Here is a 24351-nt window from a genome sequence, read left to right on the forward strand (position 1 = left end):
TCCCTCGTCCGTAGTGAGGAGACGTCCGTGACGCGTATCCGCAAGGTGCTGGCCGCCGTCGTCGTCGGGCTGGCACTGACCCTGCTTCCCGCTGCCCCGGCGGCCGCTCAGGCCGACAAACTCAAACTGACGGTGGCCGGCGACGGGGCCGAGGGGGTCACCATCCAGGCCACCTACGCCGATGGTCGCCGGCTGGACAAGGTGGTGCGGTTGACCCTCACCGCCGTCGGCCCGGACGGGCAGAAGGTCGGACCGACGCAGCTGGAACCGCAACCTGAGGGGCAGGGCTTCTACAGCAGCGGCCCGGTGCTTTCTGCCGGCAGGTGGAAGGTGACGGTGAACTCCCCCGCTCCGCTTCAGAGCGAGGCCACCGCCACGGTGCAGGCCCGGGCGGCACAGTCTCCGCCAGCGCCCGCACCGGTCGCTGTGACCAAGCCGGCGGACAGACCACGCGGGGCGGATGCCGGCTGGTGGCCGTTCGCGGCGGCCGGTCTCGTGCTCGTCGCCGCGGCGATGGGGGTGGCCATGCTGTTCGGCCGCCGCCGCACCGGCTGACCGACCGGCGCTCCGGCACCCATCCAGCGACCGGGCCGGGCCGCGACGAGCGGCCCGGCCCGTGTCGTCTGGTCGGCTCGTGATCGACTCGACATCCCTGAAGTCGGGGCTTCCCGGACCACAGTCACCCCAACTTCAAGAAACGCGAGTGGATCATGCCCACCGCGCTCAGAGAATGGCGCGCAGCGCGGCCAGGTCCTCCTCGGACGGCTCCCAGGTGCCGGCGGCGGCGTTGGCGTGCACCTGCTCGGGCGTGGTGGCGCCGGCGATCACCGAGGTCACCGCCGGCTGGGCGGCCAGCCCGCCGATCGCCACCTGGAGCAGGGTCACCCCCCGCTCGGCCGCGTACGCCTCGATCGCCTCGATGGTGTCCCAGTCGGCCGCGGCGAGTCGCTCCGCGTACCGGCCACCGCCGGAGAGCCGACTGCCGGCCGGCGGCTGCGCCTCGCGCTTGTACTTGCCGGTGAGTAGGCCGTTGGCGAGCGGGAAGAACGGCAGCATGCCGAGGCCGAACCGCTCGCAGGCCGGGATGACCTCGGTCTCCACCGACCGCTCAACCAGGCTGTAGTGGTTCTGCGCGCTGATGAAACGGGCCCGGCCGTTGGACGAGGCGACCCAGTCCGCGTCGGCGATCTGCCAGCCGGTGAAGTTGGAGTTGCCCAGGTAACGGACCTTGCCGTCGCGGACCAGGTCGTCCAGGGCGGCGAGCGTCTCGTCGATCGGCGTGCCCGGGTCGGGCTCGTGCATCTGGTACAGGTCGATGTGGTCGGTGCCGAGCCGGCGCAGCGACGCCTCCACGGCCCGGGCGATGTAGCGCCGCGACCCCCGGGCACCGAAGTCCGGCCCGTTGAGGCCGTTCATGTCCATGCCGAACTTGGTGGCCACCACCACGTCGTCCCGGCGTCCCTTGAGCGCCTGCCCGAGCAGTTCCTCGGAGCTGCCCTGCGGCTCGCCGTAGATGTCGGCGGTGTCGAACAGGGTGATCCCGGCGTCCAGGGCGGCGTCCACCACGGCGCGGGTGCCGTCGAGGTCGAGCTTGCGGCCAAAGTTGTTGCAGCCGATGCCGACCACGGACACCACGAGCCCGGAGTCGCCCAGCCGGCGATAGGTCATCTCAGTCACGAGATCCACCCTATGCCCACGGAAGCCGACCACCTCTCCGACCAGTTCCTGAGCGGCGGCGAGGGTGACACCCAACTCGGCGGGGCTACCTCCGACGGCACCGAGCAGTGCCTGTGCCCGGCGGCTGAAGTCCGGTGGCGCGCCGGGCAGCCGGCCCGTCGCCGCGACCATGCCCTTCTCGTTGATCAGCCATCGTCCGGCGCGGGCGTGCAGCACCTGGGCGAGCACGCCGACCGCCCGGAAGAGACAGCCGGCGACGTACCCGCTGTCCCCCTGAACGGCGCCACCCCGTCGACGGCGCAGAGCCGGTCGGGTAGATCGGCGGGGATCACTTGACGTCCCAGACCGGCTCCGGGGTCTCCACCACCTCGCTGTCGCCCCGGAACAGCACGAACCGGTCGAAGGACCGGGTGAACCAGCGGTAGTGGGTGACGGCGATCACCGTCCCCTCGAACGCGTTCAGGCCCGCCTCCAACGCCTCCGCGCTGGCCAGGTCGAGGTTGTCGGTGGGCTCGTCGAGCAGCAGCAGGGTCGCCCCGGACAGCTCCAGCAGCAGCACCAGGAACCGGGCCTGCTGCCCGCCGGAGAGGGTGCCGAAGCGCTGGTCGCCCTGCCCGGCCAGCTCGTAGCGGCTGAGCACCCCCATCGCCGCGTGCCGGTCCATCCCGGTCCGGTGCTCGTCGCCCCGCCAGAGGATCTCGACCAGTGTCTTCGACATCAGCTCGGGCCGGTCGTGGGTCTGGGAGAAGTGCCCCGGGCGCACCCGGGCGCCGAGGCGGGCCATACCGTCGTGCGCCACCGGGGCGAGCGCGCCCGCCCCGTCGACCGGCCCGTTGGCCGGGTCGGGGTCGCTGCCGCCCCGGGCCAGCAGCCGCAGGAAGTGCGACTTGCCGGTGCCGTTGGCCCCGAGCACCGCCACCCGGTCGCCGTACCAGATCTCCAGGTCGAAGGGGTAGGTCAGGCCGTCCAGCTCCAGCTGCTCGCAGACCACCGCGCGCTTGCCGGTCCGCCCGCCGGTCAGCCGCATCCGGATGTCCTGGTCCTTCGGCGGTACGGGCGGCGGGCCGGCCTCCTCGAACTTGCGCAGCCGGGTCTGCGCGGCCTGGTACCGCGAGGCGAGCCCGTCGTTGTACGCCGCCTTCTGCTTGTACATCAGCATCAACTCACGCAGCTTCTGATGCTCCTCGTCCCAGCGCCGGCGCAGCTCGTCGAGGCGGGCGTGCCGGGCCACCCGCGCCTCGTGCCAGCTGGCGAAGCCGCCCGGGTGCACCCAGGCGCTGCCGCCCTCCACGGCGACCACCCGGTCGGCGGTCTGGGCCAGCAGCTCGCGGTCGTGCGAGACGTAGAGCACGGACTTGGTCGACTCGCGCAGCCGCGCCTCCAGCCAGCGCTTGCCGGGCACGTCGAGGAAGTTGTCCGGCTCGTCGAGCAGCAGCACCTCGTCCGGGCCGCGCAGCAGCAGCTCCAGCGCGAAGCGCTTCTGTTGTCCACCGGAGAGGGTGCGGACCGGTCGGTCCCGGACGGCGTCCCAGGGCTGGTCGAGCACGATGGTCGAGACGGTGTCGAAGAGCACCTCGGCGTCGTACCCGCCGGCCTCGCCCCAGGCGCCCAGCGCGTCGGCGTACGCCAGCTGGGCCTTGCCGGCCGCGGTGCTGTACTTGCCGCGGACCTCGGCCGCCCGCATGGCCGCCTCGGTTTCGCCGAGCCGGCGGCCGGCCTCGCGCAGCGGCGGTGGGGCCAGCGACAGCGCCAGGTCGGCGAGTGTCGACTCGTCGCCGATCATGCCGATGAACTGGCGCATCACGCCCAGCCCGCCGGCCCGTGCGACAGCGCCGGTACGCACCGGCAGGTCACCGGCGACCATCCGCAGCAGTGTCGTCTTACCCGCGCCGTTCGGGCCGACCAGGGCGATCTTGCCGCCCTCCCCGACCCGGAACGACACGTCGGCGAAGAGTTCCCGACCGTCGGGCAGGATGTGCCCGACCGCTGCCACGTCCACGTATCCCACGCCGGGATCCTGCCCAGCGAGGGCCGGGCGGTACATCCAATTACCGGGTGACCCGCAGCACCCGGAAGCCCTTCTGGCTGGCGTGCCGCTCGACCTGCCAGCTCTGGTCGGTGAGCCAGCGGTGCAGCGAGTCGCCACCGAGGTGCCGGGCGACCACCAGCCAGCCGACGCCGTCCGGGGCGAGCCGGGGCAGCCAGCGCAGCAGCAGGTCGTGCAACCCGTCCTTGCCGATCCGGATCGGCGGGTTGGACCAGAGCTGGGCGAAGCGGATCTCCGCCGGCACGTCGTCCGGTGGGCGGACCCGGACCCGTTCGCCGGCGCCGACCCGGGTCGCGTTGGCCGTGGTCAGCTCGCGGGCGCGGACGTTGACGTCGACCGCCCAGACGGTGCTTGCCGGCGCCAGATCGGCCAGCACGCAGGTGATCGGCCCGAACCCGCAGCCGAGGTCGAGCAGGTCGCCGGTGGTGGCGGCGGTGGGCAGCTCGGCCTTGCGCAGGAGCACGGCGGTGCCCGGGTCGAGGCGGCTGGCGGAGAAGACCCCGCCGGCCGAGGCGAGCCGGTAGTCGCGGTCGGCGACGGAGAACTCGACCTCGCGCGGCGGGGCGTCGCTGGCGGGCTGAGCGGTGAAGTAGTGGTCGCCGGTCACGCCGGCAATTCTCGCATCGACCGAGGCACGCCCCGACACGGCCCACACCTACATTTCCTGTTATTACCCCCTAAAGGGACAATGCCTCCTACTCTGGGCGACATGGTGTATCGGTACGAGTCCGATGAGGACGCATTCGCGGAGTACCCGGATGACGGGTCCGACCTGTCCGTGCCCGGTGCCGGTCCGCCTCCGCCGGCCGGGCCCTCTCCGTCGCGCTTCCCCACCCCGTCGCTGGGCCGGACGAACCAGATCGCACTGCCGTCGTCCGCTCCGCCGCCGGCCCGTGCAGACATCCCGCCCGCCACGCCACCCGCCGCGCCCCGCGACCAGGTCTACAGCTCGGCGGAGCCGATCGAGGCGCCCACCCGGCGCGGCGGCGGCCGGCTCTGGCAGGTGCTGATCGGCGGCGCGGCCGTCCTCGTCCTCCTCGCACTCTGCGGCCTGGGCGCCGCCGCGCTGCTGGTGGACCGCGACCCACAGCCGGAGGCCACCCCGACGTACCAGCCGAACGCCGCCGCGTCAGCCCCCGCGGATGAACGGCAGGACCTCGACTCCCGGGACACCGACCAGGCCCCGCTCACCGCCAAGGAACTCTTCCCCGGCAAGGAGCTGAAGGTCACCGACGGCCAGCCCGGCTACCAGGTGCTCACGACACACTCGAGCGGCAGTTGCGCCGTCGCCGCCACCGGCGAGGTGGCCGACCTGCTGGTCCGGCTCGGCTGCAACCAGGTGGTCCGGGCCACGCTGCGGGCTCCCAGCGGCGACCACCTGGTCACCACCGGGCTGTTCAACCTCACCGACAAGGTGAGCGCGGAACGGGCCCGGGACCGGATCCGGCAACTGCTCGACGAGCGGCAGGGCCGGTTCCGGGGCCTGGTCGGCAAGGACGGCGACGACACCGAGGTGGTTGCCACCGCCCCGGCCCGGGTCGGCTGGCAGGTCCGCGGCCACTACCTGGCGTACGCGTTGGTGGTCCGCACGGACGGGGTGGCGGTCAAGTCCGGCGACACCACGATCCGGGAGATCCTGTTCGACATGATCGAGCTGCACCTCAGCCGGGGCGTGCTGCAACGGCGGGCCGACGGCGGCACGGCGGGGCAACCGACGGCAGCGCCGACCGAGGGCAGCGGCACCCAGAGCGGCACCACCGGCGACGACGAACTACCGGGCGACTGACCTCAACCCGCCGGCGGCGGTCACCATCGAACGGAAGGCGGCGCTCGGCGCGGTCAGCCCTCGACGGGGACCCGCAGCCGGCGGGTGAGGTCGGCGCGGCGGGCGTACCCGGTCGGATCGGCCGGGTAGCCGACCTCGACCAGGGTCAGCCCGTGCGCCGGGGCCACGGTCACCTCGCTGGACCGTTCCCGACGGGTCAGCAGGCTGCCCGGCCACTCCACCGGGCGGCGGCCGTCCCCGGCCACCAGCATCGCCCCCACCAGGCTGCGCACCATCGCCTGGCAGAACGCGTCCGCCTGCACGGTGGCGACCAGGATGCCGTCCGGGTCGCGGCGCCAGTCCAGCCGGGTCACCTCGCGCAGCGTCGTCGCGTTCTCCTTGCGCCGGCAGTACGCGGCGAAGTCGTGCTCCCCGACCAGGCCGGCCGCCGCGGCGTTCAGCGCCGCCAGGTCCAGGGGCTTCGGCCAGGCCAGCACCTCGTGCCGGCGCAGCGGCTCCGCGCCGTACCGGGCGTCGGTGACCCGGTACTCGTAGCGGCGGAAGGTGGCCGAGAACCGGGCGTCGAAGTCGGCCGGCACCTCGGTCATCTCCCGCACCCGGACGTCGGTGGGGAGCAGTCGGGCCAACCGTCGCAGCAGCCGACCCTCGTGCTGCCGCCACACCTCGACGGGAAGGTCGAGGTGGCAGACCTGCCCGGTGGCGTGGACCCCCGCGTCGGTCCGCCCGGCCACGGTCAACCCGGTGGCCGTGCCGGCGCCGAGGACCAGGTCCAGGGTCTCGACGAGCACCCCGGCGACGGTGCGCCGGGTCGGTTGGGCGGCCCAGCCGGAGAAGCCGGTGCCGTCGTACGACACATCCAGCCGCAGCCGGATCCGCTCGTCCACCTCGTACCTCCTGTTACGGGTCGGGCCCGGCACCCCGATGGGGTGCCGGGCCCGAGTTGCCCTTTGATCAGGCCTTGTTCTCGGTGGCCTCGTCGCTGTCCTCGCGGGCGGCGTCGGTGTCACCGGACACCGACACCGGCGGCTCGGAATCCTGGTCGGCCGGGGCCGACTGCGGGGTCTCCTCGTCCGGGGCGAGCGCCTCGACCTTGTCCTGCTGCGCGGCCTTGCGGGCGGCGGTCTTCTTGTTCGCCTTCGGCTCGGCGACCTGAAGCTCCTCCACCAGCTCGATGACCACCATTGGCGCGTTGTCACCCTTGCGCGGACCGGTCTTCACGATCCGGGTGTAACCGCCGGGGCGGTTGGCGTACCGGGGCGCGATCTGGTCGAACAGGGCGTAGACGACGTCCTTGTCCTTGACGACGCCCAGCACCCGCCGCCGCGCGGCCAGGTCACCGCGCTTGGCCTTGGTGATGAGCTGCTCGGCCAGCGGACGCAGCCGCCGGGCCTTCGTCTCGGTGGTCTTGATCTTGCCGTGCTGGAACAGCGCGGTGGCCAGGTTGGCCAGCATCAGCCGCTCGTGCGCGGGGCTGCCGCCGAGGCGGGGGCCCTTGGTGGGCGTGGGCATGCTTGGTGCTCCTCAGTTGTGGCGGCAGCGCGGACTAGAGCTGCTCGGTCTCGCGGTAGTCGTCGGTGTCGTAGTCGGCCTCGCCGAAGGTGTCCACGACGTGCGCCGGGTCGAAGTTCGGGGCCGAGTCCTTCAGCCCCAGACCCATCCCGGCGAGCTTCATCTTGACCTCGTCGATCGACTTCTGACCGAAGTTGCGGATGTCGAGGAGGTCGGCCTCGGTACGCCCGATGAGCTCACCAACGGTGTTGATGCCCTCGCGCTTGAGGCAGTTGTAGGAGCGGACGGTGAGGTCCAGCTCCTCGATCGGCAGGGCGAGGTCCGCCGCCAGCTGGGCGTCCTGCGGGGACGGCCCGATGTCGATACCCTCGGCGGTCTCGTCCAGCTCCCGGGCCAGACCGAACAGCTCCACCAGCGTCGAACCGGCGGAGGCCAGCGCGGTACGCGGGCCCATCGACGGCTTGGTCTCGACGTCGATGATCAGCCGGTCGAAGTCGGTGCGCTGCTCGACGCGGGTCGCCTCGACGCGGTAGGTCACCTTCAGCACCGGCGAGTAGATCGAGTCGACCGGGATCCGGCCGATCTCGGCGCCGGACTGCTTGTTCTGCGCGGCCGTCACGTAGCCCCGACCCCGCTCGACGGTCAGCTCCATGTCGAGCCGGCCCTTGCCGTTGAGGGTGGCGAGCTTGAGATCCGGGTTGTGCACCGAGACGCCGGCCGGGGGCTGGATGTCACCCGCGGTCACGTCGCCCGGGCCCTGCTTGCGCAGGTACATGCTGACCGGCTCGTCGTGCTCGGAGCTGACGCACAGCTCCTTGATGTTGATGACGAGCTCGACCACGTCCTCCTTGACACCGGGGATCGTGGTGAACTCGTGCAGCACGCCGTCGATCTTGATCGAGGTGACCGCCGCACCCGGGATCGACGACAGCAGCGTGCGCCGCAGCGAGTTGCCCAGGGTGTAGCCGAAGCCCGGCTCCAGCGGCTCGATGGCGAACCGCGACCGGGTCTCGTTGATCGACTCCTCGGAGAGGGAGGGTCGCTGGCTGATGAGCATGTTTTCTCTTCTCTTCCGGGACGCCCGCTATTTGACGCCCACGACACAAACTGTTCCGGTGGCCCGCCCCGCGGGGCGGGCCACCGCAACGAGCTCCGACTACTTGGAGTAGAGCTCGACGATCAGCTGCTCCTGGACCTGCGTGTCGATGACCTGCCGGGCCGGGAGCGAGTGCACCAGGATCTTCATCTGGCTGGGAATGGCCTCGAGCCAGGCCGGGACCGAGCGCGAGCCCGCCTGAGCCTGCGCCACGATGAACGGGGTGAGCTCCTTGCTCTTGCCCCGGACCTCGATGATGTCGTGCTCCTTGACGCGGTACGACGGGATGTCGACCTTCTTGCCGTTCACCGTGAAGTGACCGTGCTTGACCAGCTGGCGGGCCATGTCCCGCGAGTGGGCGTAGCCGGCCCGGTAGACGACGTTGTCGAGCCGCGACTCGAGGATCTGCAGGAGGACCTCACCGGTCTTGGCCTGCTTGCCAACGGCTTCCTCGTAGTAACCGCGGAACTGCTTCTCCAGCACGCCGTAGACGCGGCGGGCCTTCTGCTTCTCACGGAGCTGGAGCAGGTACTCCGTCTCCTTGGTGCGGCCGCGGCCGTGCTGCCCGGGCGGGAACGGCCGGGACTCGAACGGGCACTTCGGACCATCGCACTTGCTGCCCTTGAGGAACAGCTTCATCTTCTCCCGCCGGCAACGGCGGCAGTCAGCACCGGTGTAACGAGCCATCTCTCTCTACCTCTCAGACCCGGCGACGCTTCGGCGGACGGCACCCGTTGTGCGGCTGCGGGGTGACGTCGGAGATCTGCCCGACCTCGAGGCCCACGGCCTGCAGCGAACGGATGGCGGTCTCCCGGCCGGAGCCGGGGCCCTTGACGAACACGTCGACCTTGCGCATGCCGTGCTCCATGGCCCGACGCGCGGCGGCCTCAGCGGCCAGCTGCGCGGCGAACGGAGTCGACTTACGGGAGCCCTTGAAGCCCACCTGGCCCGCGGAGGCCCAGGAGATGACCGCACCGGTCGGGTCCGTGATGGACACGATGGTGTTGTTGAACGTGCTCTTGATGTGCGCCTGCCCGTGGGCGACGTTCTTGCGTTCCTTGCGCCGGACCTTCTTGACAGCGGCTCCGGCACGAGCCTTCGGTGGCATAAGTCTGTGCGCTCCTAGTTGACTTTCCGGATCAGGTTGCGGCCTCGCCTAGCTCGGCGGCGGCCGACCCGTCATCCGGTTAAGAACTACTTCTTGCCGGGCTTCTTCTTGCCGGCGACGGTCCGCTTCGGGCCCTTGCGGGTCCGCGCATTGGTCTTGGTCCGCTGGCCACGCACGGGCAGGCCCCGGCGGTGCCGGATGCCGGCGTAGGCGCCGATCTCAACCTTGCGGCGGATGTCAGCGGCGACCTCGCGGCGCAGGTCGCCTTCAACCTTGTAGTTGCCCTCGATGTGGTCGCGGAGCTGCACGAGCTCCTCGTCCGTGAGGTCCCGAGCGCGCTTGTCCGGCGAGATGCCGGTGGCGGCGAGTGTCTCCAGGGCGCGGGTACGACCGACCCCGAAGATGTAGGTGAGCGCGATCTCCATCCGCTTCTCGCGGGGGAGATCCACGCCGGCTAGACGTGCCATGTGCGGGCGTACTCCTCGTCATGTGTGGCGGAGGTGTGGACCCGTCCCATCCCGCTACCGGCCGTCCCGTCTTTCCGACGCTGTCAGCGCCGGCGACCGGGATCGGTCGCTGCCCGAGCGGGCCCCGGCCTCCGACCGGGGGTCAGCCACGCAGGAGTACGTCTCGCGTACCGCTCGTGGCTGGGACGAGCATGTGTGTTGTGTGTCGCGCTGGGGATCTGCCCGGGCCAACGTCACCCGGCCGCGTTCCGACCGGGTGAGCTGAATCAGCCCTGGCGCTGCTTGTGGCGCGGGTCGGTGCAGATGACCATGACCCGGCCGTGCCGGCGGATCACCCGGCACTTGTTGCAGATCCTCTTGACGCTCGGCTTGACCTTCACGGTTGCCTTACTTCCCATCTGGCCCGGGGACGCGCGCAGCGCGAGACCGGACGTCGAAGACGGACACGGGACTTCCCGGCCGCCGTCAGGACTACTTGTAGCGGTAGACGATGCGCCCGCGGGTCAGGTCGTACGGCGAGAGTTCGACGACGACCCGGTCCTCCGGCAGGATGCGGATGTAGTGCTGCCGCATCTTGCCGCTGATGTGAGCCAGCACCTTGTGGCCGTTCGCGAGCTCCACCCGGAACATGGCGTTCGGCAGGGGCTCGATGACCCGACCCTCGATCTCAATGGCTCCGTCTTTTTTCGGCATGTCCTCCGCTGTCCTGACGTCGATTGCTCCGGGCGGCCCACAACGTCTTACACGGGTGTCTGACCAAGGTCAGAAAGCCCGCGCCAGCCGCGGCTCCAGCTCCCACCGAAGCGCAGGGTGGGCATGCCGGAGTGGACGCTGTGCGCCGATCAGAAAGTGTACGCCGGCCTGCGGGCGGTCGCCAAACCGGCCACCCACCGTGCCGCCGTGTCGGGTGCCGTTCCCCCGTCCGGGCTCCCGATGATCTCGGTCCGAGCATCGCCGGTTGGTCCGGTCGGTCGGCTCCGCCCTGCCCCGCGGGTCAGCCGGCCGGTCGCGGGTCGTCCCGTTCGTCCGGTTCACCGGCGCGCAACTCGCGCCGCTGTTCCCGCTTCGCCCGCCTGCGCTCGCGCTCGATCGCCTGACGCCGGGGCTCTCCCCCGGCCAGCCCGGTGACCGTGCGGACCGCCAGCACCGCGCCCCACGGCCCGGCCACCCAGGCCGGCCAGAAGTAGAGCAGGTCGCGGCTGAGCAGCGAGGTCACCGCCCAGATGGTCACCACGATGGCGATCACCTTCAGGTACGGCAGCCACACCTCGGCCAGCCAGTGGGCGGCGACGCCCCCGTCCCTGCCCGGGGCGAGCCGGACCCCCGCACCGCCGTCCAGCGGCCCGGCAGCCGGCGCGGTGACCGGCGCCAGCGTCGAGCGCTCCGGGGGCGCCACCGGTGGCAGGTCGGTGAGCAGGGCGTCCAGCTCCGCGTACGTGCGCGCGGCATAGGCCCGCTGCAACCGCTCGTCGTACTCGTGCAGGTCCAGTCGGCCCTCACCGAGGGCCACCCGCAACCGGTCGGCAACCGCCTCACGGTCCGCGTCCGCGGCTCGCATCCCGTCGCGCCCGTCCATGCCGGCAAGCATGCCACCGTCACGCCAGCCGCGTCGGCCCCGATCTTTCAGCCTTGATCCACCCCGGGCTGACCCGCTTCGGTCGACCATTCCGGCCAGCACTTCTGAAACACGCCCTGCTCCGGCCGGAATGCGCCGGAGGCGGTCAGGACGCGGTCGAGGCGGCCGGCTGCCGCGCGGTGACCAGGTCGCCGAGTCGGGCACGGCCGCCGTCGAACGCGGTGAGCACCCAGACGCCGTCCGGCAGCAGTGCCATCGAGTGCTCGACGTGCGCCGCCACCGACCCGTCCCGGGTGACCACCGTCCAGCCGTCGGCCAGCTCGACCGTGCGCGGCGAGGCCATGGTGATCATCGGCTCGATGGCCAGCGCCATGCCGGGGACTAGCCGCGGGCCCTTACCGGGCCGGCCGTGGTTGAGCACGTGCGGGTCCTGGTGCATCTCCGTCCCGATGCCGTGCCCGCCGTAGCCGTCGACGATGCCGTACCGGCCGCCCTTGCGAACGGCGCTCTCCACCGCGTGCGAGATGTCGGTGAGCCGCCCCTTGCCGCTGGCCGAGCCGCGCGCCGCGGCGGCGATGCCCGCCCACATCGCGTCCTCGGCCACTTCGGCCATCTTGAGCAGCGCCGGATCGACGTCACCGACCGCGACGGAGATCGCGGAGTCGCCGTGCCACCCGTTCAGCACCGCACCGCAGTCGATGGAGATCAGATCGCCGTCCCGCAGCACCTGCTTCGGCGAGGGGATGGCGTGCACGATCTGCTCGTTGACCGAGGAGCAGATCGACGCCGGGAAGCCGTGGTAGCCCTTGAACGACGGGACACCGCCCGCCTCGCGGATGGTCGACTCGGCGATGGCATCCAGGTCGGCGGTGCTCACGCCGGGGGCAACCGCCTCGCGCATCCGGCGCAGCGCCTCGGCCACCACCAGCCCGGCGGCCCGCATCTTCTCGATCTGGTCAGGGGTCTTCAGCTGGATGTCCAGCTGGGGACGACGCATGGAGCGATTACCTTTCGTTGCCGATCAGCGGGGCACGTCGCACGTACCCCGCTGATCGCACTCTATCCGCCGTGGCCCGGCCGGACCTCAGCCGCCGTACGACCGCAGCGCGTCTATGGCCCGGGTGGTGACGTCCTCCACCGGGCCGGTGGCGTCGATCCCGACCAGCTTGCCCTGGGCACCGTAGTAGTCGACCAGCGGAGCCGTCTTCTCGCTGTATTCGCGCAGCCGCGTGGCGATGGTCTCCGGCTTGTCATCGTCGCGCTGGAAGAGCTCGGCGCCGCACCGGTCACAGATGCCGGGCCGGGTGGTGGCGTCGAACTCGACGTGCCAGATCTTGCCGCAGCCCCGGCAGGTACGCCGGCCGGAGAGTCGCCGGATCACCTCGTCGTCGTCGACCACCAGCTCCAGGACCAGATCCAGCGCGGTGCCCAGGTCGGCGAGGAGCTTGTCCAGTGCGGCGGCCTGCGGAGTGGTCCGCGGGAAACCGTCGAGCAGAAATCCCTCGCTGGCGTCGGGCTCCGCCAGCCGGTCCCGGACCATGTTGATGGTGACCTCGTCCGGGACCAGCTCGCCGGCGTCCATGTACCGCTTCGCCTCGACACCGAGTGGCGTGCCCTGGGTGACGTTCGACCGGAAGATGTCCCCGGTCGAGATCTTGGGCACCGACAGGTGCGCGGCGACGAACTCGGCCTGCGTGCCCTTGCCCGCGCCCGGCGGGCCAACCAGAACGAGTCTCATCTACCGCAGGAACCCTTCGTAGTTCCGCTGCATGAGTTGGCTCTCGATCTGCTTCACGGTCTCCAGACCGACGCCGACCATGATGAGCACAGCGGTGCCGCCGAACGGGAAGTTCTGGTACTGCTGGTTGTCCAGCCAGATGAAGAAGAAGTTCGGCAGGATCGAGATCACGCCGAGGTAGAGCGCGCCCGGCAGGGTGATCCGGCTGAGGATGAAGTCCAGGTAGTCGGCCGTCGGCTTGCCCGGGCGGATGCCCGGCACGAACCCGCCGTACTTCTTCATGTTGTCCGCGACCTCGGTCGGGTTGAACGTGATCGAGACGTAGAAGTACGTGAAGAAGATGATCAGCAGGAAGTAGACCGAGATGTAGATCGGGCTGCTCGGGTTGACCAGGTTGTTCTGGATCCAGGCCTGGGTCTTGCCCGGGTCGGTCTGGTCGAAGAACTGCAGGGCCAGCTGCGGCAGGTAGAGCAGCGACGAGCCGAAGATGACCGGGATCACACCAGCCTGGTTGACCTTGAGCGGGATGTAGGTGGACGTGCCGCCGTACATCCGCCGGCCGATCATCCGCTTGGCGTACTGCACCGGGATGCGGCGCTGCGCCTGCTCGATGAAGGTGACCGCGGTGATGACCACCAGGACCAGCGCGATGACCAGGGCGAACATGTCCCAGCCCTTGCTGGTCTTGATCTGCCAGCCCTCGCTGGGCAGTCGCGCGGCGATCGAGGTGAAGATCAGGACGGACATGCCGTTGCCGACGCCCCGGTCGGTGATCAGCTCACCGAGCCACATGACCATGCCGGTACCGGCGGTCATGGTCATCACCAGGATGCTCAGGGTCAGCCAGTCCGGGATGCCGGTGCCCCGCGGGATGATCGGGAACTCGTCGCAGCGGTTCTGGAAGAGCTGGCCCGAACGGGCCAGCGCCACGAACGCCGACGCCTGCAGCACACCGAGACCAAGGGTCAGGTAGCGGGTGTACTGGGTGATCTTCGCCTGGCCGGCCTGGCCCTCCTTGCGGAGCTGCTCCAGACGCGGAATCACGACGGTCAGCAGCTGCAGGATGATCGACGCGGTGATGTAGGGCATGATGCCCAGCGCGAAGACCGAGAGCTGTAGCAGCGCTCCGCCGGAGAAGAGGTTGAGCAGGTTCAGCACCCCGGTGGTGTCACCCTGGATGCTGTCGAGGCACTTCTGCACGTTGCCGTACGAGACGCCCGGGCTGGGGAGCGTGGCACCCAGCCGGTAGACCGCGATGATGCCTACTGTGAACAGCAGCTTCTTGCGCAGGTCAGGCGTACGGAACGCACTGAGAAAGGCGGACAGCAACTTCTTCCTCCTGCGCGAGGCGGGCCGCCGGTGATCCCTGGCGGGTCGGGGTGGATCCCGGGCGAGCGCCCGGAATCCATGGCTGGGATGGGACTCTAACAGCCCCATCCCGGTCCGGGCAGATGCGCCCGGCTACATAAACCGATTCCGATATTACCGGGCGCACACGCCCCAGGCAGACCATGGCGCCCGCCAGTTGGTCACAACTGGACGGGCGCCATGGGTCGTACTCCTTACAGCTCGGTGACGGAGCCACCGGCGGCGGCGATCTTCTCCTTGGCCGACGCACTGAACGCGTGCGCCGACACCTGGAGCGCCACCCCGCCGAGGTCCCCGGTGCCGAGGACCTTGACCGGGTGACCCTTGCGGACCGCGCCGGACTCGACCAGCTCCAGCGGGCCGACCTGGCCGCCGTTCGGGAACAGCTCGGCGAGCCGGTCCAGGTTGACCACCTGGAAGACCACCTTGAACTTGTTCTTGAAGCCCTTCAACTTCGGCAGGCGCATGTGGATGGGCATCTGCCCACCCTCGAACGCCGCCGAGATGTTCTTGCGGGCCTTGGAACCCTTGGTACCGCGACCAGCGGTCTTGCCCTTGGAACCCTCACCGCGACCCACACGGGTCTTCGCGGTCTTGGAACCGGGCGCCGGGCGCAGGTGGTGCACCTTGATCGTCATTACTCGACCTCCTCGACCTTCACGAGGTGGTTCACAGTGAAGATCATGCCGCGGATCTCGGGCCGGTCCTCCTTGACCACCACGTCGTTGATCCGCTTGAGACCGAGCGAACGCAGCGAATCACGCTGGTTCTGCTTGGTCCCGATGCCGGATCGGACCTGGGTGACCTTCAGACGTGCCATCAGTGCGCCACCCCCGCACGCGACGCCAGCATGGCGGCCGGCGCGACGTCCTCCACCGGCAGGCCACGACGCGCCGCGACCTGCTCGGGGGACTCAAGCCCCTTCAGGGCCGCCACGGTGGCGTGCACGATGTTGATCGGGTTCGACGAGCCGAGGCTCTTGGAGAGCACGTCGTGGATACCGGCGCACTCCAGCACGGCGCGCACCGGACCACCGGCGATGACACCCGTACCGGCGGAGGCCGGCTTGAGCAGCACCACACCAGCGGCGTCCTCCCCCGTCACCGGGTGCGGGATCGACTGGCCGATCCGCGGGACCTTGAAGAAGTGCTTCTTGGCCTCCTCGACACCCTTGGCGATCGCCGCGGGCACCTCCTTGGCCTTTCCGTAGCCCACGCCGACCGTGCCGTCGCCGTCACCAACGATCACCAGGGCGGTGAAGCTGAAGCGACGACCACCCTTCACGACCTTGGCGACGCGGTTGATCGCGACGACCCGCTCGAGGTGCGGGGTCTTCTCGACGGGCGCGTTTCCGCGGCCGCCCTCACGGCGGTTGTCGCGGCGACCACCCTCGTTGCCACCGGACCCGCCGCCACGGCGCTGTTGACCTGGCATCAGCAGCCTTCCTTATCTCTCGTGACGGGGTTGTTAGAACTCGAGCCCGGCTTCGCGGGCGGCGTCGGCAAGCGCGGCGACTCGCCCCGCGTACCGGTTGCCACCGCGGTCGAAGACGACCTTGGAGACGCCGGCGGCCTTGGCCCGCTCGGCGAGCAGCGCGCCCACCTTGCCGGCGAGGGCGCTCTTGTCGCCCTCCGCACCGCGCAGCGAGGCGTCCAGGGTCGACGCCGACACCAGGGTGTGACCCTTGGTGTCGTCGACGATCTGGGCGACCATGTGCCGCAGCGAACGGGTGACGACCAGGCGCGGACGCTCGGCCGTACCGCTGACGTTCTTGCGGACCCGGAAGTGCCGACGCGCCCGCCCGACGGCGCGCTTGGCGGCGACGCCGCGGCGGCGCTTGAGCAGCGTGGCGGTCACTTCTTACCTGCCTTTCCAGCCTTGCGGCGGATGACCTCGCCCTGGTACTTCACGCCCTTGCCCTTGTAGGGCTCCGGCGGGCGGATCTTCCGGATGTTGGCGGCGACCTCACCGACCTGCTGCTTGTCGATGCCGGCCACGTGGAACAGGGTCGGCCGCTCCACCGTGAAGGTGATGCCCGCCGGTGCGGGAACCAGCACCGGGTGCGAGAACCCGAGCGCGAACTCGAGATCCGCGCCCTTGGCGGTGACCCGGTAACCGGTGCCGGCGATCTCCAGGCTCTTGCGGTAGCCCTCGGTCACGCCAACGATCATGTTGGCTACCAGCGTACGGCTCAGGCCGTGCAGTTCCTTGGCCTTGCGCTCGTCGTTCGGGCGGTTGACGCTCAGCTGCCCGTCCTCGGCCCGCTCGATCGTGATCGGCTCGGCGATGGTGTGCTGGAGCTGGCCCTTCGGGCCCTTGACCTTGACGGTCTGCCCGTCGATCGTGATGTCGACGCCGGCTGGTACCGGGATCGACTTACGTCCAATTCGCGACATTTCTACCTGTCTCCCGTTACCAGACGAAGGCGAGGACTTCCCCGCCAACACTCCGCTTGCGGGCCTGCCGGTCGGTGAGCAGCCCCTGGGACGTCGAAATGATCGCCACGCCCAGCCCGCCGAGCACCCGCGGGAGCCCGTCCGACTTGGCGTACACCCGGAGCCCGGGCTTGGACACGCGCTTGATGCCGGCCAGGCTCCGCTCCCGGTTCTGGCCGTACTTCAGCTCGACGACCAGTCGCTTGCCGACGGCGCCCTCCTCGGGCTCCTCGACCGACCAGGTGGCGATGTAACCCTCGGCCTTCAGGACCTCGGCGATGTTCGCCTTGATCTTGGAGTAGGGCATCTTCACCTGATCGTGGTACGCCTGGTTGGCGTTACGCAGACGCGTGAGCATGTCTGCGATCGGGTCGGTCATCGTCATGGATTTCGTCAGCCTTTCTCGCCGGGGTTCCCGGGGCATCAGCCCCGGGCCTACGGCGAAGAGCAATACCTAATCGGTGCAGGAGTTCCCGGCCGACAGCCGGGACGCGGTCGCCCTTACCAGGAAGCCTTGGACACGCCCGGCAGCTCACCGCGGTGGGCCATCTCCCGGAGGCACACCCGGCAGAGACCGAACTTGCGGTAGACCGCCTTCGGACGCCCGCACCGCTGGCAGCGGGTGTACGCGCGAACCGAGAACTTCGGCTTCGCGGCCGCCTTGATGATCAGCGCCTTCTTGGCCATCTCAGTTCTCCTTGAACGGGAAGCCCAGGAGCTTGAGCAGCGCCCGGCCCTCGTCGTCAGTCGTGGCGGTGGTGACCACCGTGATGTCCATGCCCCGCTGGCGATCGATCCGGTCCTGATCGATCTCGTGGAACACCGACTGCTCGGTCAGACCGAACGTGTAGTTGCCGTGCCCGTCGAGCTTGCGCCCGTCCAGACCGCGGAAGTCGCGGATACGCGGCAGCGCGATGGACAGCAGCCGGTCCAGGAACTCCCACATCCGGTCGCCGCGAAGGGTCACCTTCGCGCCGATCGGCATGCCCTCGCGGAGCTTGAACTGCGCGATGGACTTGGTCGCCCGCCGCACCTGCGGCTTCTGGCCGGTGATCGTGGCGAGGTCGCGGACCGCGCCGTCGATCAGCTTGGCGTCGCGAGCAGCCTCGCCGACACCCATGTTGACGACGATCTTGACCAGCCGCGGCACCTGCATGGGGTTGCCGTAGCTGTGCTGCTCACGCAGCTGGGCCACGATCTCGTTGCGGTACCGCTCCTTGAGGCGCGGCATGGTCTTTTCGGTAGCCGTGGTCATCACAGGTCCTTACCGGTGCTACGCGCGATGCGGACCTTCTGGCCGTTGTCGTCGATCCGGTAACCGACGCGGGTCGGCTTGCCGTCGGAGTCCAGGACCTGCACGTTCGAGACGTGGATCGGGGCCTCCTGGGTGACGATGCCGCCGGTCTTGGCGCCACGCTGGGTGGTGCTGATGCGGGTGTGCTTCTTGACCCGGTTCACGCCCTCGACCAGGACCTTGTCCTGCCGCGGGTAGGCCTGAATGACCTTGCCCTTGGCACCCTTGTCCTTGCCGGCGATGACGACGACCGTGTCGCCCTTCTTGACCTTCACGGTCACAACACCTCCGGCGCGAGGGAAATGATCTTCATGAACCGCTTGTCCCGCAGCTCCCGGCCCACCGGGCCGAAGATGCGGGTACCGCGCGGGTCCCCACCGTCCTTGATGATGACGGCGGCGTTCTCGTCGAAGCGGATGTACGAGCCGTCCGGACGCCGCTTCTCCTTGGCGGTGCGGACGATGACCGCCTTGACGACGTCGCCCTTCTTCACACCGGCACCCGGGATCGCGTCCTTGACGGTGGCCACGATGACGTCGCCGATGCTCGCGTAGCGCCGACCGGAGCCACCGAGAACCCGGATGCACAGGATCTCCCGAGCACCCGTGTTGTCGGCGACGCGCAGTCGCGACTCCTGCTGAATCACGTCTATCTCCTATGTCTGCCGGTTCTCCGGCCGCCGTAGCGGCCGGCCGGAGCCTGGCGGAACCTACGCCCGACGCAACGCCGGGCGAGCTCGAGCCTTCGCTACTTGGCCTTTTCCAGGATCTCCACGATCCGCCAACGCTTGGTGGCGCTCAGCGGCCGGGTCTCCATGATCAGGACCCGGTCACCGGTGCCGGCGGCGTTCTGCTCGTCGTGCACCTTCAGCTTGCTGGTACGGCGCATGATCTTGCCGTACAGCGCGTGCCGAACCCGGTCCTCGACCTCGACCACGACGGTCTTGTCCATCTTGTCGCTCACCACGAGGCCCTCACGGACCTTGCGGCGAGCCCGCACGGTGGCGGTGGTGTTCTCGTCGGTCATGATGCAGTCACCTCAGTCGGCGCGGCCGAGAGCCCCAGCTCACGCTCACGCATGATCGTGTAGATCCGGGCGATCTCCCGACGGATGACCTGCAGCCGCCGGTTGTTGTCCAGCTGCCCGGTTGCGGCCTGCACGCGGAGGTTGAACAGCTCCGCCTTGGCCTCCCGCAGCTTCGTGACCAGCTCCTCCTCGGAGAGCTCACGCAGCTCGGTCGCCTTAACGCCCGCTGCCATCAGGATTCACCCACTTCGCGCGTAACAATGCGGCACTTCATCGGGAGCTTGTGGATCGCGCGACGCATGGCCTCTCGCGCAATCTGCTCGTTGGGGAAGGACATCTCGAAGAGAACCCGCCCCGGCTTGACGTTGGCGACCCACCACTCCGGTGAGCCCTTACCGGAACCCATCCGGGTCTCGGCCGGCTTCTTGGTGAGGGCCTGGTCCGGGAAGATCGTGATCCAGACCTTGCCACCACGCTTGATGTGACGGGTCATCGCGATACGCGCCGACTCGATCTGGCGGTTGGTCACGTACGCCGGCTCGAGAGCCTGGATCCCGAACTCGCCGAACACCACCCGGTTACCACCCTTGGACGCGCCACTCCGGTCCGGGTGGTGCGGCTTGCGGAAGCCCTTCGGGGGCTTGCGCGGCATCAGCATCTGTCAGCCCTCCTGCTGCGTTTCTGCCGGAGCGGAAGCCGTGGCGGCGACAGCAGCGCTGTCGACCGGCTCGCCGCTCGGCGTCTCGGCCTGCTGCGCGATGGTGGTCGCGGCAGCCCGGCCGGCCTCGGTGCCACCGGCGGTCGTGCCGGACGAACCGGACCGACCACGGCGCGGCCGCTCCGGACGGTCGCCACGCTCACCACGACGCGGGCGGGACGGACCGGCCTCGGCCGGAGCCTCCCGGCCCGGAACCGCGTCGCCCTTGTAGATCCAGACCTTCACGCCGATCCGGCCGAAGGTGGTACGGGCCTCGAAGAAGCCGTACTCGATGTTGGCCCGCAGCGTGTGCAGCGGAACCCGGCCCTCGCGGTAGAACTCGGTCCGGCTCATCTCGGCGCCGCCGAGACGACCCGAGACCTGCACACGGATGCCCTTGCAGACCGGGTTCTTCATCGCGGACTGCATGGCCTTGCGCATCGCCCGACGGAAGCTGACCCGGCTGGACAGCTGCTCGGCCACGCCCTGCGCGACGAGCTGCGCGTCCGACTCGGGGTTCTTCACCTCGATGATGTTCAGCTGCACCTGCTTGCCGGTGAGCTTCTCGAGCTCGCCGCGGATCCGGTCGGCCTCCGCACCCTTACGGCCGATGACGATGCCCGGCCGGGCGGTGTGGATGTCGACGCGGACCCGGTCGCGGGTGCGCTCGATGTCGACCTTGGAGATGCCGGCGCGCTCGAGGCCCTTGGACATCATGCGGCGGATCTTGACATCCTCGCCGATGTAGTCCTTGTAGAGCTTGTCCGCGAACCAGCGGGACTTCCAGTCGGTCGAGATGCCGAGCCGGAACCCAGTGGGGTGAACCTTCTGACCCATTACTCGGCGTCCTCCGTCTTGCTCTGCGCTTCGGCCGGTGCGGCCTCCGTAGCCGGGGCGGCCTTCTTCGCCGCGGCCTTCCTCGGCGCTGCCGGCGCGACCGCCTCGACCGCCACGGTGATGTGGCAGGTGCGCTTGCGGATCCGGTACGCCCGGCCCTGCGCCCGCGGCTGGAACCGCTTCATCGTCGGGCCCTCGTCCACGAACGCCTCGCTCACGAGCAACGCGTCGGGGTCCAGCCGCTCGTTGTTCTCCGCGTTGGCGATCGCGCTAGCGAGCACCTTGTACACCTGCTCGCTCGCAGCCTGCGGCGCGAACTGCAGCACCGTGAGAGCCTCCTTCGCGGGCAGGCCGCGGACGAGGTTGACCACCCGGCGCGCCTTCATCGGCGAGATGCGCACGTGCCGCGCAACCGCCCGCGCGCCCGGAAGCACCGGAGCGTCGCCCTTTCCTGGCATCGCTGTAACCCCTTGTTCCCTCTATCCGTATGCCCGCGGCGTCAGCGCCGACGGCTCTTCCGGTCGTCCTTCTCGTGACCCTTGAACGTGCGGGTCAGCGCGAACTCGCCGAGCTTGTGCCCGACCATCGCCTCGGTCACGAACACCGGGACGTGCTTGCGTCCGTCGTGCACCGCGATCGTGTGCCCGAGCATCTCCGGGATGATCGTCGAGCGCCGCGACCAGGTCTTGATCACGTTCTTCGAGCCCTTTTCGTTCTGCACTTCCACCTTCTTGAGCAGGTGGTCGTCTACGAACGGGCCCTTCTTCAGGCTGCGAGGCATGTCTTATCTCCCTCAGCCGCGCTTACGCGTGGCGTAGCGGCGGCGAACGATCAGCCGGTCACTCGGCTGGCCCTTACGGCGGGTGCGGCCCTCGGGCTTACCCTGCGGGTTGACCGGGTGGCGACCACCGGAGGTCTTACCCTCACCACCACCGTGCGGGTGGTCGACCGGGTTCATGGCGACACCACGGACGGTCGGGCGCTTGCCCTTCCACCGCATACGGCCGGCCTTACCCCAGTTGATGTTCGACTGATCGGCGTTGCCGATCTCGCCGACGCTGGCGCGGCAGCGCACGTCCACCCGCCGGATCTCACCGGACGGCATACGCAGGGTCGCGTATGCGCCCTCACGGCCGAGCAGCTGGATGCCGACGCCGGCGGAACGGGCCAGCTTGGCCCCGCCACCCGGACGCAGCTCCACGTTGTGGATGGTGGTACCGACCGGGATGTTGCGCAGTGGCAGGTTGTTACCCGGCTTGATGTCGGCGCCCGGGCCGGACTCGACGCGGTCGCCCTGCTTCATGTCCTTCGGCGCGAGGATGTACCGCTTCTCGCCGTCGGCGTAGTGCAGCAGCGCGATGCGCGCCGTGCGGTTCGGGTCGTACTCGATGTGAGCGACCTTCGCCGGCACGCCGTCCTTGTCGACCCGCTTGAAGTCGATCAGACGGTACTGGCGCTTGTGACCGCCACCGTGGTGCCGCGTGGTGATCCGGCCGTGGGCGTTACGCCCGCCCTTCTTCGGCAACGGAGCCAGCAGCGACTTCTCCGGCGTGGACCGGGTGATCTCGGCGAAGTCGGCGACACTGGAGCCACGTCGGCCCGGCGTCGTCGGCTTGTACTTACGGATAGCCATTGTCTACACCCCTCAGCTGACCGGGCCGCCGAAGGCCTCGATGCGGTCACCGTCAGCCAGCTTCACGATCGCCCGCTTGGTCGCCTTGCGCTGACCGAAGCCGGTCTTGGTGCGCTTGCGCTTACCCTGGCGGTTGAGCGTGTTGACCGTCAGGACGCGGACGTTGAAGATCTGCTGGATAGCGATCTTGATCTCGGTCTTGTTCGCGTCCGGGTGCACCAGGAAGGTGTACCAGTTCCGGTTCAGCTCGCTGTAGCTCTTCTCCGAGACGACCGGCGCCACGATGATGTCGCGCGGGTCGGCGATCGTGCTCACTTGCCACCCTCCTCGGTGGTCTCGGCGGGCACGCCCAGGAACTCGTCCAGGGCGTCCTTGGTGAAGACCACGTCGTCGGCCACCAGCACGTCATACGTGTTCAGCTGGCCGGACTCGATCAGGTGCACCCGCGGCTCGTTGCGCAGCGACACCCAGTTCAGCTCGTCGGTGCTGCTCAGCACGACCAGGACCCGACGGGCCTCGGTGAGCTTGGTCAGCGTGGCCAGGGCCGCCTTGGTCGACGGCTTCTCGCCCGAGACGAACGCCTCGACGACGTGCACCTGCCCGGCGCGGGCCCGGTCGGAGAGGGCACCCCGCAGCGCGGCGGCCTTCATCTTCTTCGGGGTCCGCTGGCTGTAGTCGCGCGGCACGGGACCGTGCACCACGCCACCGCCGGCGAACTGCGGCGCGCGGATCGAGCCCTGCCGGGCGCGACCGGTGCCCTTCTGCTTGTACGGCTTCTTGCCGCCGCCGGCAACCTCGCCGCGGGTCTTGGTCTTGTGCGTGCCCTGTCGGGCCGCCGCGAGCTGGGCCACCACGACCTGGTGCATCAGCGCGACGTTGGCCTGCACGTCGAAGATGTCAGCCGGCAGCTCGACGGAGCCGCTGGTGCTGCCTTCGACGGTGCGCACGTCAACGGTGGTCACTTGGCCGCACCGCCCTTCTTCACCTTGCTCTTGGCCGCGGTACGGACCAGAACCAGCGCGCCCTTGGGACCAGGAATGGCACCCCGGACGAGCAGCAGGTTGTTCTCGGTGTCGACCGCCTGGACGGTGAGGTTCTGCACGGTGTACCGCACGCCACCCATCCGGCCGGCCATCCGGGTGCCCTTGAAGACACGACCCGGAGTGGCGCAGGCGCCGATGGAGCCGGGCGAGCGGTGCTTGCGCTCGACACCGTGGCTGGCGCGCAGACCGTGGAAGCCGTGCCGCTTCATCGGGCCGGCGTAGCCCTTGCCCTTGGTCTTGCCGGTGACGTCGATCGCGACGCCGGCCGGGAACTCCTCGACCGTGACCTCCTGGCCCAGCGAGTACTCCCCCGCGTCCGTGGTGCGCAACTCGACGATGTGCCGGCGCGGCGCCACGTCCGCCTTCGCGTAGTGCCCGCTGATCGGCTTCTTGACCTTGCGCGGGTCGATGTTGCCGTACGCCAGCTGGACCGCGGAGTAACCGTCCTTCTCGGCGCTACGAACCTGACTGATGACGCACGGGCCGGCCTCGACCACGGTCACGGGAACAACACGGTTGTTGTCCCAGACCTGGGTCATGCCGAGCTTGGCGCCCAGGATCCCCTTGACTTGCCTGTCCATTTGTCCGGTCCCTACAGCTTGATCTCGATGTCGACGCCAGCCGGCAGGTCGAGGCGCATGAGCGAGTCGACCGTCTTCGGGGTCGGGTCGATGATGTCGATCAGCCGCTTGTGCGTGCGCATCTCGAAGTGCTCGCGCGAGTCCTTGTACTTGTGCGGCGAGCGGATAACGCAGAAACGGTTGATCTCCGTGGGCAGCGGCACCGGGCCCGCGACCTGCGCCCCGGTGCGCGTCACCGTCTCGACGATCTTCCGAGCCGAGGAGTCGACGACCTCGTGGTCATAGGCCTTGAGCCGGATGCGGATCTTCTGTCCCGCCATGGTGGCTTCTGTTCCTTCTCTCGATGCCGCTGTGTTGCGGGCGCCTGTACCGGCTGGCACAGGCCCACTTCGCCGACCCCCGCGGTCGGGCGTGTCGCGCCCTCGGGCCGGGC

38 protein-coding genes are annotated in these 24351 nt (G+C 69.5%); 2 read left to right on the forward strand and 36 right to left on the reverse strand.

Features of this window, described 5'->3' with window-relative positions:
* The first annotated feature begins 27 nt into the window (after window positions 1–27).
* A complete protein-coding gene (locus tag KBX63_RS23230) occupies window positions 28–555 on the forward strand; it encodes a hypothetical protein (protein WP_210914087.1) in 528 nt (175 codons plus the stop codon).
* A gap of 168 nt (window positions 556–723) precedes the next feature.
* On the opposite strand, the gene KBX63_RS23235 is transcribed toward KBX63_RS23230, so the two are convergent.
* From KBX63_RS23235 to KBX63_RS23245, 3 genes are all read right to left on the reverse strand, one after another.
* The gene (locus KBX63_RS23235) at window positions 724–1686 is read right to left on the reverse strand and encodes an aldo/keto reductase (protein ID WP_210914211.1); all 963 of its coding nucleotides are present in this window, start codon (window positions 1684–1686) and stop codon (window positions 724–726) included.
* Between the two features lie 319 nt (window positions 1687–2005).
* Window positions 2006–3685 carry an ABC-F family ATP-binding cassette domain-containing protein gene (locus KBX63_RS23240; protein ID WP_210914091.1) on the reverse strand — a complete coding sequence of 560 codons (1680 nt, stop codon included), beginning with the start codon at window positions 3683–3685 and terminating at the stop codon, window positions 2006–2008.
* Between the two features lie 40 nt (window positions 3686–3725).
* Window positions 3726–4331 carry a class I SAM-dependent methyltransferase gene (locus tag KBX63_RS23245; RefSeq protein ID WP_210914092.1) on the reverse strand — a complete coding sequence of 202 codons (606 nt, stop codon included), beginning with the start codon at window positions 4329–4331 and terminating at the stop codon, window positions 3726–3728.
* Between the two features lie 102 nt (window positions 4332–4433).
* Here KBX63_RS23245 and KBX63_RS23250 point away from each other — a divergent pair, with 102 nt between their 5' ends.
* Window positions 4434–5510, forward strand: a complete 1077-nt coding sequence (locus KBX63_RS23250) for a hypothetical protein (RefSeq protein ID WP_247662921.1) — start codon at window positions 4434–4436, stop codon at window positions 5508–5510.
* 53 nt (window positions 5511–5563) lie between these two features.
* On the opposite strand, the gene truA is transcribed toward KBX63_RS23250, so the two are convergent.
* The 33 genes from truA to rpsJ form a co-directional block, all read right to left on the reverse strand.
* Window positions 5564–6394, reverse strand: a complete 831-nt coding sequence (gene truA / locus KBX63_RS23255; protein ID WP_210914098.1) for a tRNA pseudouridine(38-40) synthase TruA — start codon at window positions 6392–6394, stop codon at window positions 5564–5566.
* A 67-nt stretch (window positions 6395–6461) separates the two neighbouring features.
* The gene (gene rplQ, locus KBX63_RS23260) at window positions 6462–7019 is read right to left on the reverse strand and encodes a 50S ribosomal protein L17 (protein WP_210914100.1); all 558 of its coding nucleotides are present in this window, start codon (window positions 7017–7019) and stop codon (window positions 6462–6464) included.
* Between the two features lie 34 nt (window positions 7020–7053).
* Window positions 7054–8076: a DNA-directed RNA polymerase subunit alpha gene (locus KBX63_RS23265; RefSeq protein WP_210914101.1), complete on the reverse strand. Its 1023-nt coding sequence runs from the start codon at window positions 8074–8076 to the stop codon at window positions 7054–7056.
* Between the two features lie 99 nt (window positions 8077–8175).
* A complete protein-coding gene (rpsD, locus tag KBX63_RS23270; RefSeq protein ID WP_074314576.1) occupies window positions 8176–8802 on the reverse strand; it encodes a 30S ribosomal protein S4 in 627 nt (208 codons plus the stop codon).
* A 13-nt stretch (window positions 8803–8815) separates the two neighbouring features.
* Window positions 8816–9223, reverse strand: coding sequence for a 30S ribosomal protein S11 (rpsK, locus tag KBX63_RS23275; protein WP_007073011.1), 408 nt, complete (start codon window positions 9221–9223; stop codon window positions 8816–8818).
* A gap of 86 nt (window positions 9224–9309) precedes the next feature.
* Window positions 9310–9690, reverse strand: coding sequence for a 30S ribosomal protein S13 (gene rpsM / locus KBX63_RS23280; protein WP_210914111.1), 381 nt, complete (start codon window positions 9688–9690; stop codon window positions 9310–9312).
* Window positions 9691–9956: 266 nt separating this feature from the next.
* Window positions 9957–10070, reverse strand: a complete 114-nt coding sequence (gene rpmJ / locus KBX63_RS23285; protein ID WP_012184307.1) for a 50S ribosomal protein L36 — start codon at window positions 10068–10070, stop codon at window positions 9957–9959.
* Window positions 10071–10161: 91 nt separating this feature from the next.
* Window positions 10162–10383: a translation initiation factor IF-1 gene (gene infA / locus KBX63_RS23290; protein ID WP_007073013.1), complete on the reverse strand. Its 222-nt coding sequence runs from the start codon at window positions 10381–10383 to the stop codon at window positions 10162–10164.
* A gap of 301 nt (window positions 10384–10684) precedes the next feature.
* Entirely contained in the window at window positions 10685–11266 is a 582-nt protein-coding gene (locus KBX63_RS23295) for a DUF1707 domain-containing protein (RefSeq protein ID WP_210914120.1), read from the reverse strand.
* A 145-nt stretch (window positions 11267–11411) separates the two neighbouring features.
* Window positions 11412–12263 (reverse strand): type I methionyl aminopeptidase, encoded by an 852-nt coding sequence (gene map / locus KBX63_RS23300; protein WP_210914121.1) that lies wholly within the window; start codon window positions 12261–12263, stop codon window positions 11412–11414.
* 87 nt (window positions 12264–12350) lie between these two features.
* Complete coding sequence (locus tag KBX63_RS23305) at window positions 12351–13004, reverse strand: adenylate kinase (protein ID WP_007465256.1); 654 nt, start codon at window positions 13002–13004, stop codon at window positions 12351–12353.
* Window positions 13005–14333: a preprotein translocase subunit SecY gene (gene secY / locus KBX63_RS23310; protein ID WP_210914123.1), complete on the reverse strand. Its 1329-nt coding sequence runs from the start codon at window positions 14331–14333 to the stop codon at window positions 13005–13007.
* Between the two features lie 233 nt (window positions 14334–14566).
* Entirely contained in the window at window positions 14567–15010 is a 444-nt protein-coding gene (gene rplO, locus KBX63_RS23315; protein ID WP_074314582.1) for a 50S ribosomal protein L15, read from the reverse strand.
* Window positions 15010–15192 carry a 50S ribosomal protein L30 gene (gene rpmD, locus KBX63_RS23320; RefSeq protein ID WP_074314584.1) on the reverse strand — a complete coding sequence of 61 codons (183 nt, stop codon included), beginning with the start codon at window positions 15190–15192 and terminating at the stop codon, window positions 15010–15012. The genes rplO and rpmD overlap by 1 nt, the downstream gene beginning before the upstream one ends.
* On the reverse strand, window positions 15192–15806 hold the full coding sequence (gene rpsE, locus KBX63_RS23325) for a 30S ribosomal protein S5 (protein ID WP_074314587.1): 615 nt from the start codon (window positions 15804–15806) through the stop codon (window positions 15192–15194). The genes rpmD and rpsE overlap by 1 nt, the downstream gene beginning before the upstream one ends.
* Before the next feature lie 33 nt (window positions 15807–15839).
* A complete protein-coding gene (gene rplR, locus KBX63_RS23330; protein WP_210914126.1) occupies window positions 15840–16229 on the reverse strand; it encodes a 50S ribosomal protein L18 in 390 nt (129 codons plus the stop codon).
* Entirely contained in the window at window positions 16226–16768 is a 543-nt protein-coding gene (gene rplF, locus KBX63_RS23335; RefSeq protein WP_210914127.1) for a 50S ribosomal protein L6, read from the reverse strand. The genes rplR and rplF overlap by 4 nt, the downstream gene beginning before the upstream one ends.
* 16 nt (window positions 16769–16784) lie before the next feature.
* Window positions 16785–17192, reverse strand: coding sequence for a 30S ribosomal protein S8 (gene rpsH / locus KBX63_RS23340; protein WP_007465270.1), 408 nt, complete (start codon window positions 17190–17192; stop codon window positions 16785–16787).
* Between the two features lie 116 nt (window positions 17193–17308).
* Entirely contained in the window at window positions 17309–17494 is a 186-nt protein-coding gene (locus KBX63_RS23345; RefSeq protein ID WP_074314593.1) for a type Z 30S ribosomal protein S14, read from the reverse strand.
* A 1-nt stretch (window position 17495) separates the two neighbouring features.
* The gene (gene rplE / locus KBX63_RS23350) at window positions 17496–18062 is read right to left on the reverse strand and encodes a 50S ribosomal protein L5 (RefSeq protein ID WP_074314595.1); all 567 of its coding nucleotides are present in this window, start codon (window positions 18060–18062) and stop codon (window positions 17496–17498) included.
* Window positions 18062–18382, reverse strand: a complete 321-nt coding sequence (gene rplX / locus KBX63_RS23355; RefSeq protein ID WP_172899047.1) for a 50S ribosomal protein L24 — start codon at window positions 18380–18382, stop codon at window positions 18062–18064. Before rplX ends, rplE begins: the two co-directional genes overlap by 1 nt.
* Window positions 18379–18747: a 50S ribosomal protein L14 gene (gene rplN, locus KBX63_RS23360; RefSeq protein ID WP_015619002.1), complete on the reverse strand. Its 369-nt coding sequence runs from the start codon at window positions 18745–18747 to the stop codon at window positions 18379–18381. Before rplN ends, rplX begins: the two co-directional genes overlap by 4 nt.
* Before the next feature lie 101 nt (window positions 18748–18848).
* The gene (gene rpsQ / locus KBX63_RS23365; protein ID WP_089018945.1) at window positions 18849–19127 is read right to left on the reverse strand and encodes a 30S ribosomal protein S17; all 279 of its coding nucleotides are present in this window, start codon (window positions 19125–19127) and stop codon (window positions 18849–18851) included.
* Entirely contained in the window at window positions 19124–19360 is a 237-nt protein-coding gene (rpmC, locus tag KBX63_RS23370; protein ID WP_007465283.1) for a 50S ribosomal protein L29, read from the reverse strand. Before rpmC ends, rpsQ begins: the two co-directional genes overlap by 4 nt.
* Entirely contained in the window at window positions 19360–19785 is a 426-nt protein-coding gene (rplP, locus tag KBX63_RS23375) for a 50S ribosomal protein L16 (RefSeq protein ID WP_007465292.1), read from the reverse strand. Before rplP ends, rpmC begins: the two co-directional genes overlap by 1 nt.
* A gap of 3 nt (window positions 19786–19788) precedes the next feature.
* The gene (gene rpsC, locus KBX63_RS23380; protein ID WP_210914129.1) at window positions 19789–20661 is read right to left on the reverse strand and encodes a 30S ribosomal protein S3; all 873 of its coding nucleotides are present in this window, start codon (window positions 20659–20661) and stop codon (window positions 19789–19791) included.
* Entirely contained in the window at window positions 20661–21119 is a 459-nt protein-coding gene (rplV, locus tag KBX63_RS23385; protein WP_007465297.1) for a 50S ribosomal protein L22, read from the reverse strand. The genes rpsC and rplV overlap by 1 nt, the downstream gene beginning before the upstream one ends.
* Before the next feature lie 41 nt (window positions 21120–21160).
* Window positions 21161–21442 carry a 30S ribosomal protein S19 gene (gene rpsS / locus KBX63_RS23390; RefSeq protein WP_210914133.1) on the reverse strand — a complete coding sequence of 94 codons (282 nt, stop codon included), beginning with the start codon at window positions 21440–21442 and terminating at the stop codon, window positions 21161–21163.
* A 12-nt stretch (window positions 21443–21454) separates the two neighbouring features.
* A complete protein-coding gene (gene rplB / locus KBX63_RS23395; RefSeq protein ID WP_053653944.1) occupies window positions 21455–22294 on the reverse strand; it encodes a 50S ribosomal protein L2 in 840 nt (279 codons plus the stop codon).
* A gap of 12 nt (window positions 22295–22306) precedes the next feature.
* The gene (rplW, locus tag KBX63_RS23400) at window positions 22307–22609 is read right to left on the reverse strand and encodes a 50S ribosomal protein L23 (protein ID WP_007465304.1); all 303 of its coding nucleotides are present in this window, start codon (window positions 22607–22609) and stop codon (window positions 22307–22309) included.
* The gene (gene rplD / locus KBX63_RS23405; protein ID WP_053653946.1) at window positions 22606–23256 is read right to left on the reverse strand and encodes a 50S ribosomal protein L4; all 651 of its coding nucleotides are present in this window, start codon (window positions 23254–23256) and stop codon (window positions 22606–22608) included. The genes rplW and rplD overlap by 4 nt, the downstream gene beginning before the upstream one ends.
* On the reverse strand, window positions 23253–23918 hold the full coding sequence (gene rplC / locus KBX63_RS23410; protein WP_210914135.1) for a 50S ribosomal protein L3: 666 nt from the start codon (window positions 23916–23918) through the stop codon (window positions 23253–23255). Before rplC ends, rplD begins: the two co-directional genes overlap by 4 nt.
* Before the next feature lie 11 nt (window positions 23919–23929).
* Window positions 23930–24238, reverse strand: coding sequence for a 30S ribosomal protein S10 (gene rpsJ, locus KBX63_RS23415; protein ID WP_007073037.1), 309 nt, complete (start codon window positions 24236–24238; stop codon window positions 23930–23932).
* Window positions 24239–24351: the final 113 nt, after the last annotated feature.

Origin of the sequence: Micromonospora sp. U21 (assembly GCF_018070045.1) — a bacterium.
Taxonomy (GTDB): Bacteria; Actinomycetota; Actinomycetes; order Mycobacteriales; family Micromonosporaceae; genus Micromonospora.

Coding starts and splice junctions, on each gene's coding strand:
- KBX63_RS23250 (WP_247662921.1), top strand. CDS start 4,434: ATGGTGTATCGGTACGAGTCCGATGAGGACGCATTCGCGGAGTACCCG.
- rplQ (WP_210914100.1), bottom strand. CDS start 7,019: ATGCCCACGCCCACCAAGGGCCCCCGCCTCGGCGGCAGCCCCGCGCAC.
- KBX63_RS23265 (WP_210914101.1), bottom strand. CDS start 8,076: ATGCTCATCAGCCAGCGACCCTCCCTCTCCGAGGAGTCGATCAACGAG.
- rpsD (WP_074314576.1), bottom strand. CDS start 8,802: ATGGCTCGTTACACCGGTGCTGACTGCCGCCGTTGCCGGCGGGAGAAG.
- rpsK (WP_007073011.1), bottom strand. CDS start 9,223: ATGCCACCGAAGGCTCGTGCCGGAGCCGCTGTCAAGAAGGTCCGGCGC.
- rpsM (WP_210914111.1), bottom strand. CDS start 9,690: ATGGCACGTCTAGCCGGCGTGGATCTCCCCCGCGAGAAGCGGATGGAG.
- infA (WP_007073013.1), bottom strand. CDS start 10,383: ATGCCGAAAAAAGACGGAGCCATTGAGATCGAGGGTCGGGTCATCGAG.
- KBX63_RS23295 (WP_210914120.1), bottom strand. CDS start 11,266: ATGGACGGGCGCGACGGGATGCGAGCCGCGGACGCGGACCGTGAGGCG.
- map (WP_210914121.1), bottom strand. CDS start 12,263: ATGCGTCGTCCCCAGCTGGACATCCAGCTGAAGACCCCTGACCAGATC.
- KBX63_RS23305 (WP_007465256.1), bottom strand. CDS start 13,004: ATGAGACTCGTTCTGGTTGGCCCGCCGGGCGCGGGCAAGGGCACGCAG.
- rplO (WP_074314582.1), bottom strand. CDS start 15,010: ATGACGATCAAGGTGCACCACCTGCGCCCGGCGCCCGGTTCCAAGACC.
- rpmD (WP_074314584.1), bottom strand. CDS start 15,192: ATGGCACGTCTGAAGGTCACCCAGGTCCGATCCGGCATCGGGACCAAG.
- rpsE (WP_074314587.1), bottom strand. CDS start 15,806: ATGCCAGGTCAACAGCGCCGTGGCGGCGGGTCCGGTGGCAACGAGGGT.
- rplF (WP_210914127.1), bottom strand. CDS start 16,768: ATGTCGCGAATTGGACGTAAGTCGATCCCGGTACCAGCCGGCGTCGAC.
- rpsH (WP_007465270.1), bottom strand. CDS start 17,192: ATGACGATGACCGACCCGATCGCAGACATGCTCACGCGTCTGCGTAAC.
- KBX63_RS23345 (WP_074314593.1), bottom strand. CDS start 17,494: ATGGCCAAGAAGGCGCTGATCATCAAGGCGGCCGCGAAGCCGAAGTTC.
- rplE (WP_074314595.1), bottom strand. CDS start 18,062: ATGACCACGGCTACCGAAAAGACCATGCCGCGCCTCAAGGAGCGGTAC.
- rpsQ (WP_089018945.1), bottom strand. CDS start 19,127: ATGACCGACGAGAACACCACCGCCACCGTGCGGGCTCGCCGCAAGGTC.
- rpmC (WP_007465283.1), bottom strand. CDS start 19,360: ATGGCAGCGGGCGTTAAGGCGACCGAGCTGCGTGAGCTCTCCGAGGAG.
- rplP (WP_007465292.1), bottom strand. CDS start 19,785: ATGCTGATGCCGCGCAAGCCCCCGAAGGGCTTCCGCAAGCCGCACCAC.
- rpsC (WP_210914129.1), bottom strand. CDS start 20,661: ATGGGTCAGAAGGTTCACCCCACTGGGTTCCGGCTCGGCATCTCGACC.
- rplV (WP_007465297.1), bottom strand. CDS start 21,119: ATGCCAGGAAAGGGCGACGCTCCGGTGCTTCCGGGCGCGCGGGCGGTT.
- rpsS (WP_210914133.1), bottom strand. CDS start 21,442: ATGCCTCGCAGCCTGAAGAAGGGCCCGTTCGTAGACGACCACCTGCTC.
- rplB (WP_053653944.1), bottom strand. CDS start 22,294: ATGGCTATCCGTAAGTACAAGCCGACGACGCCGGGCCGACGTGGCTCC.
- rplC (WP_210914135.1), bottom strand. CDS start 23,918: ATGGACAGGCAAGTCAAGGGGATCCTGGGCGCCAAGCTCGGCATGACC.
- rpsJ (WP_007073037.1), bottom strand. CDS start 24,238: ATGGCGGGACAGAAGATCCGCATCCGGCTCAAGGCCTATGACCACGAG.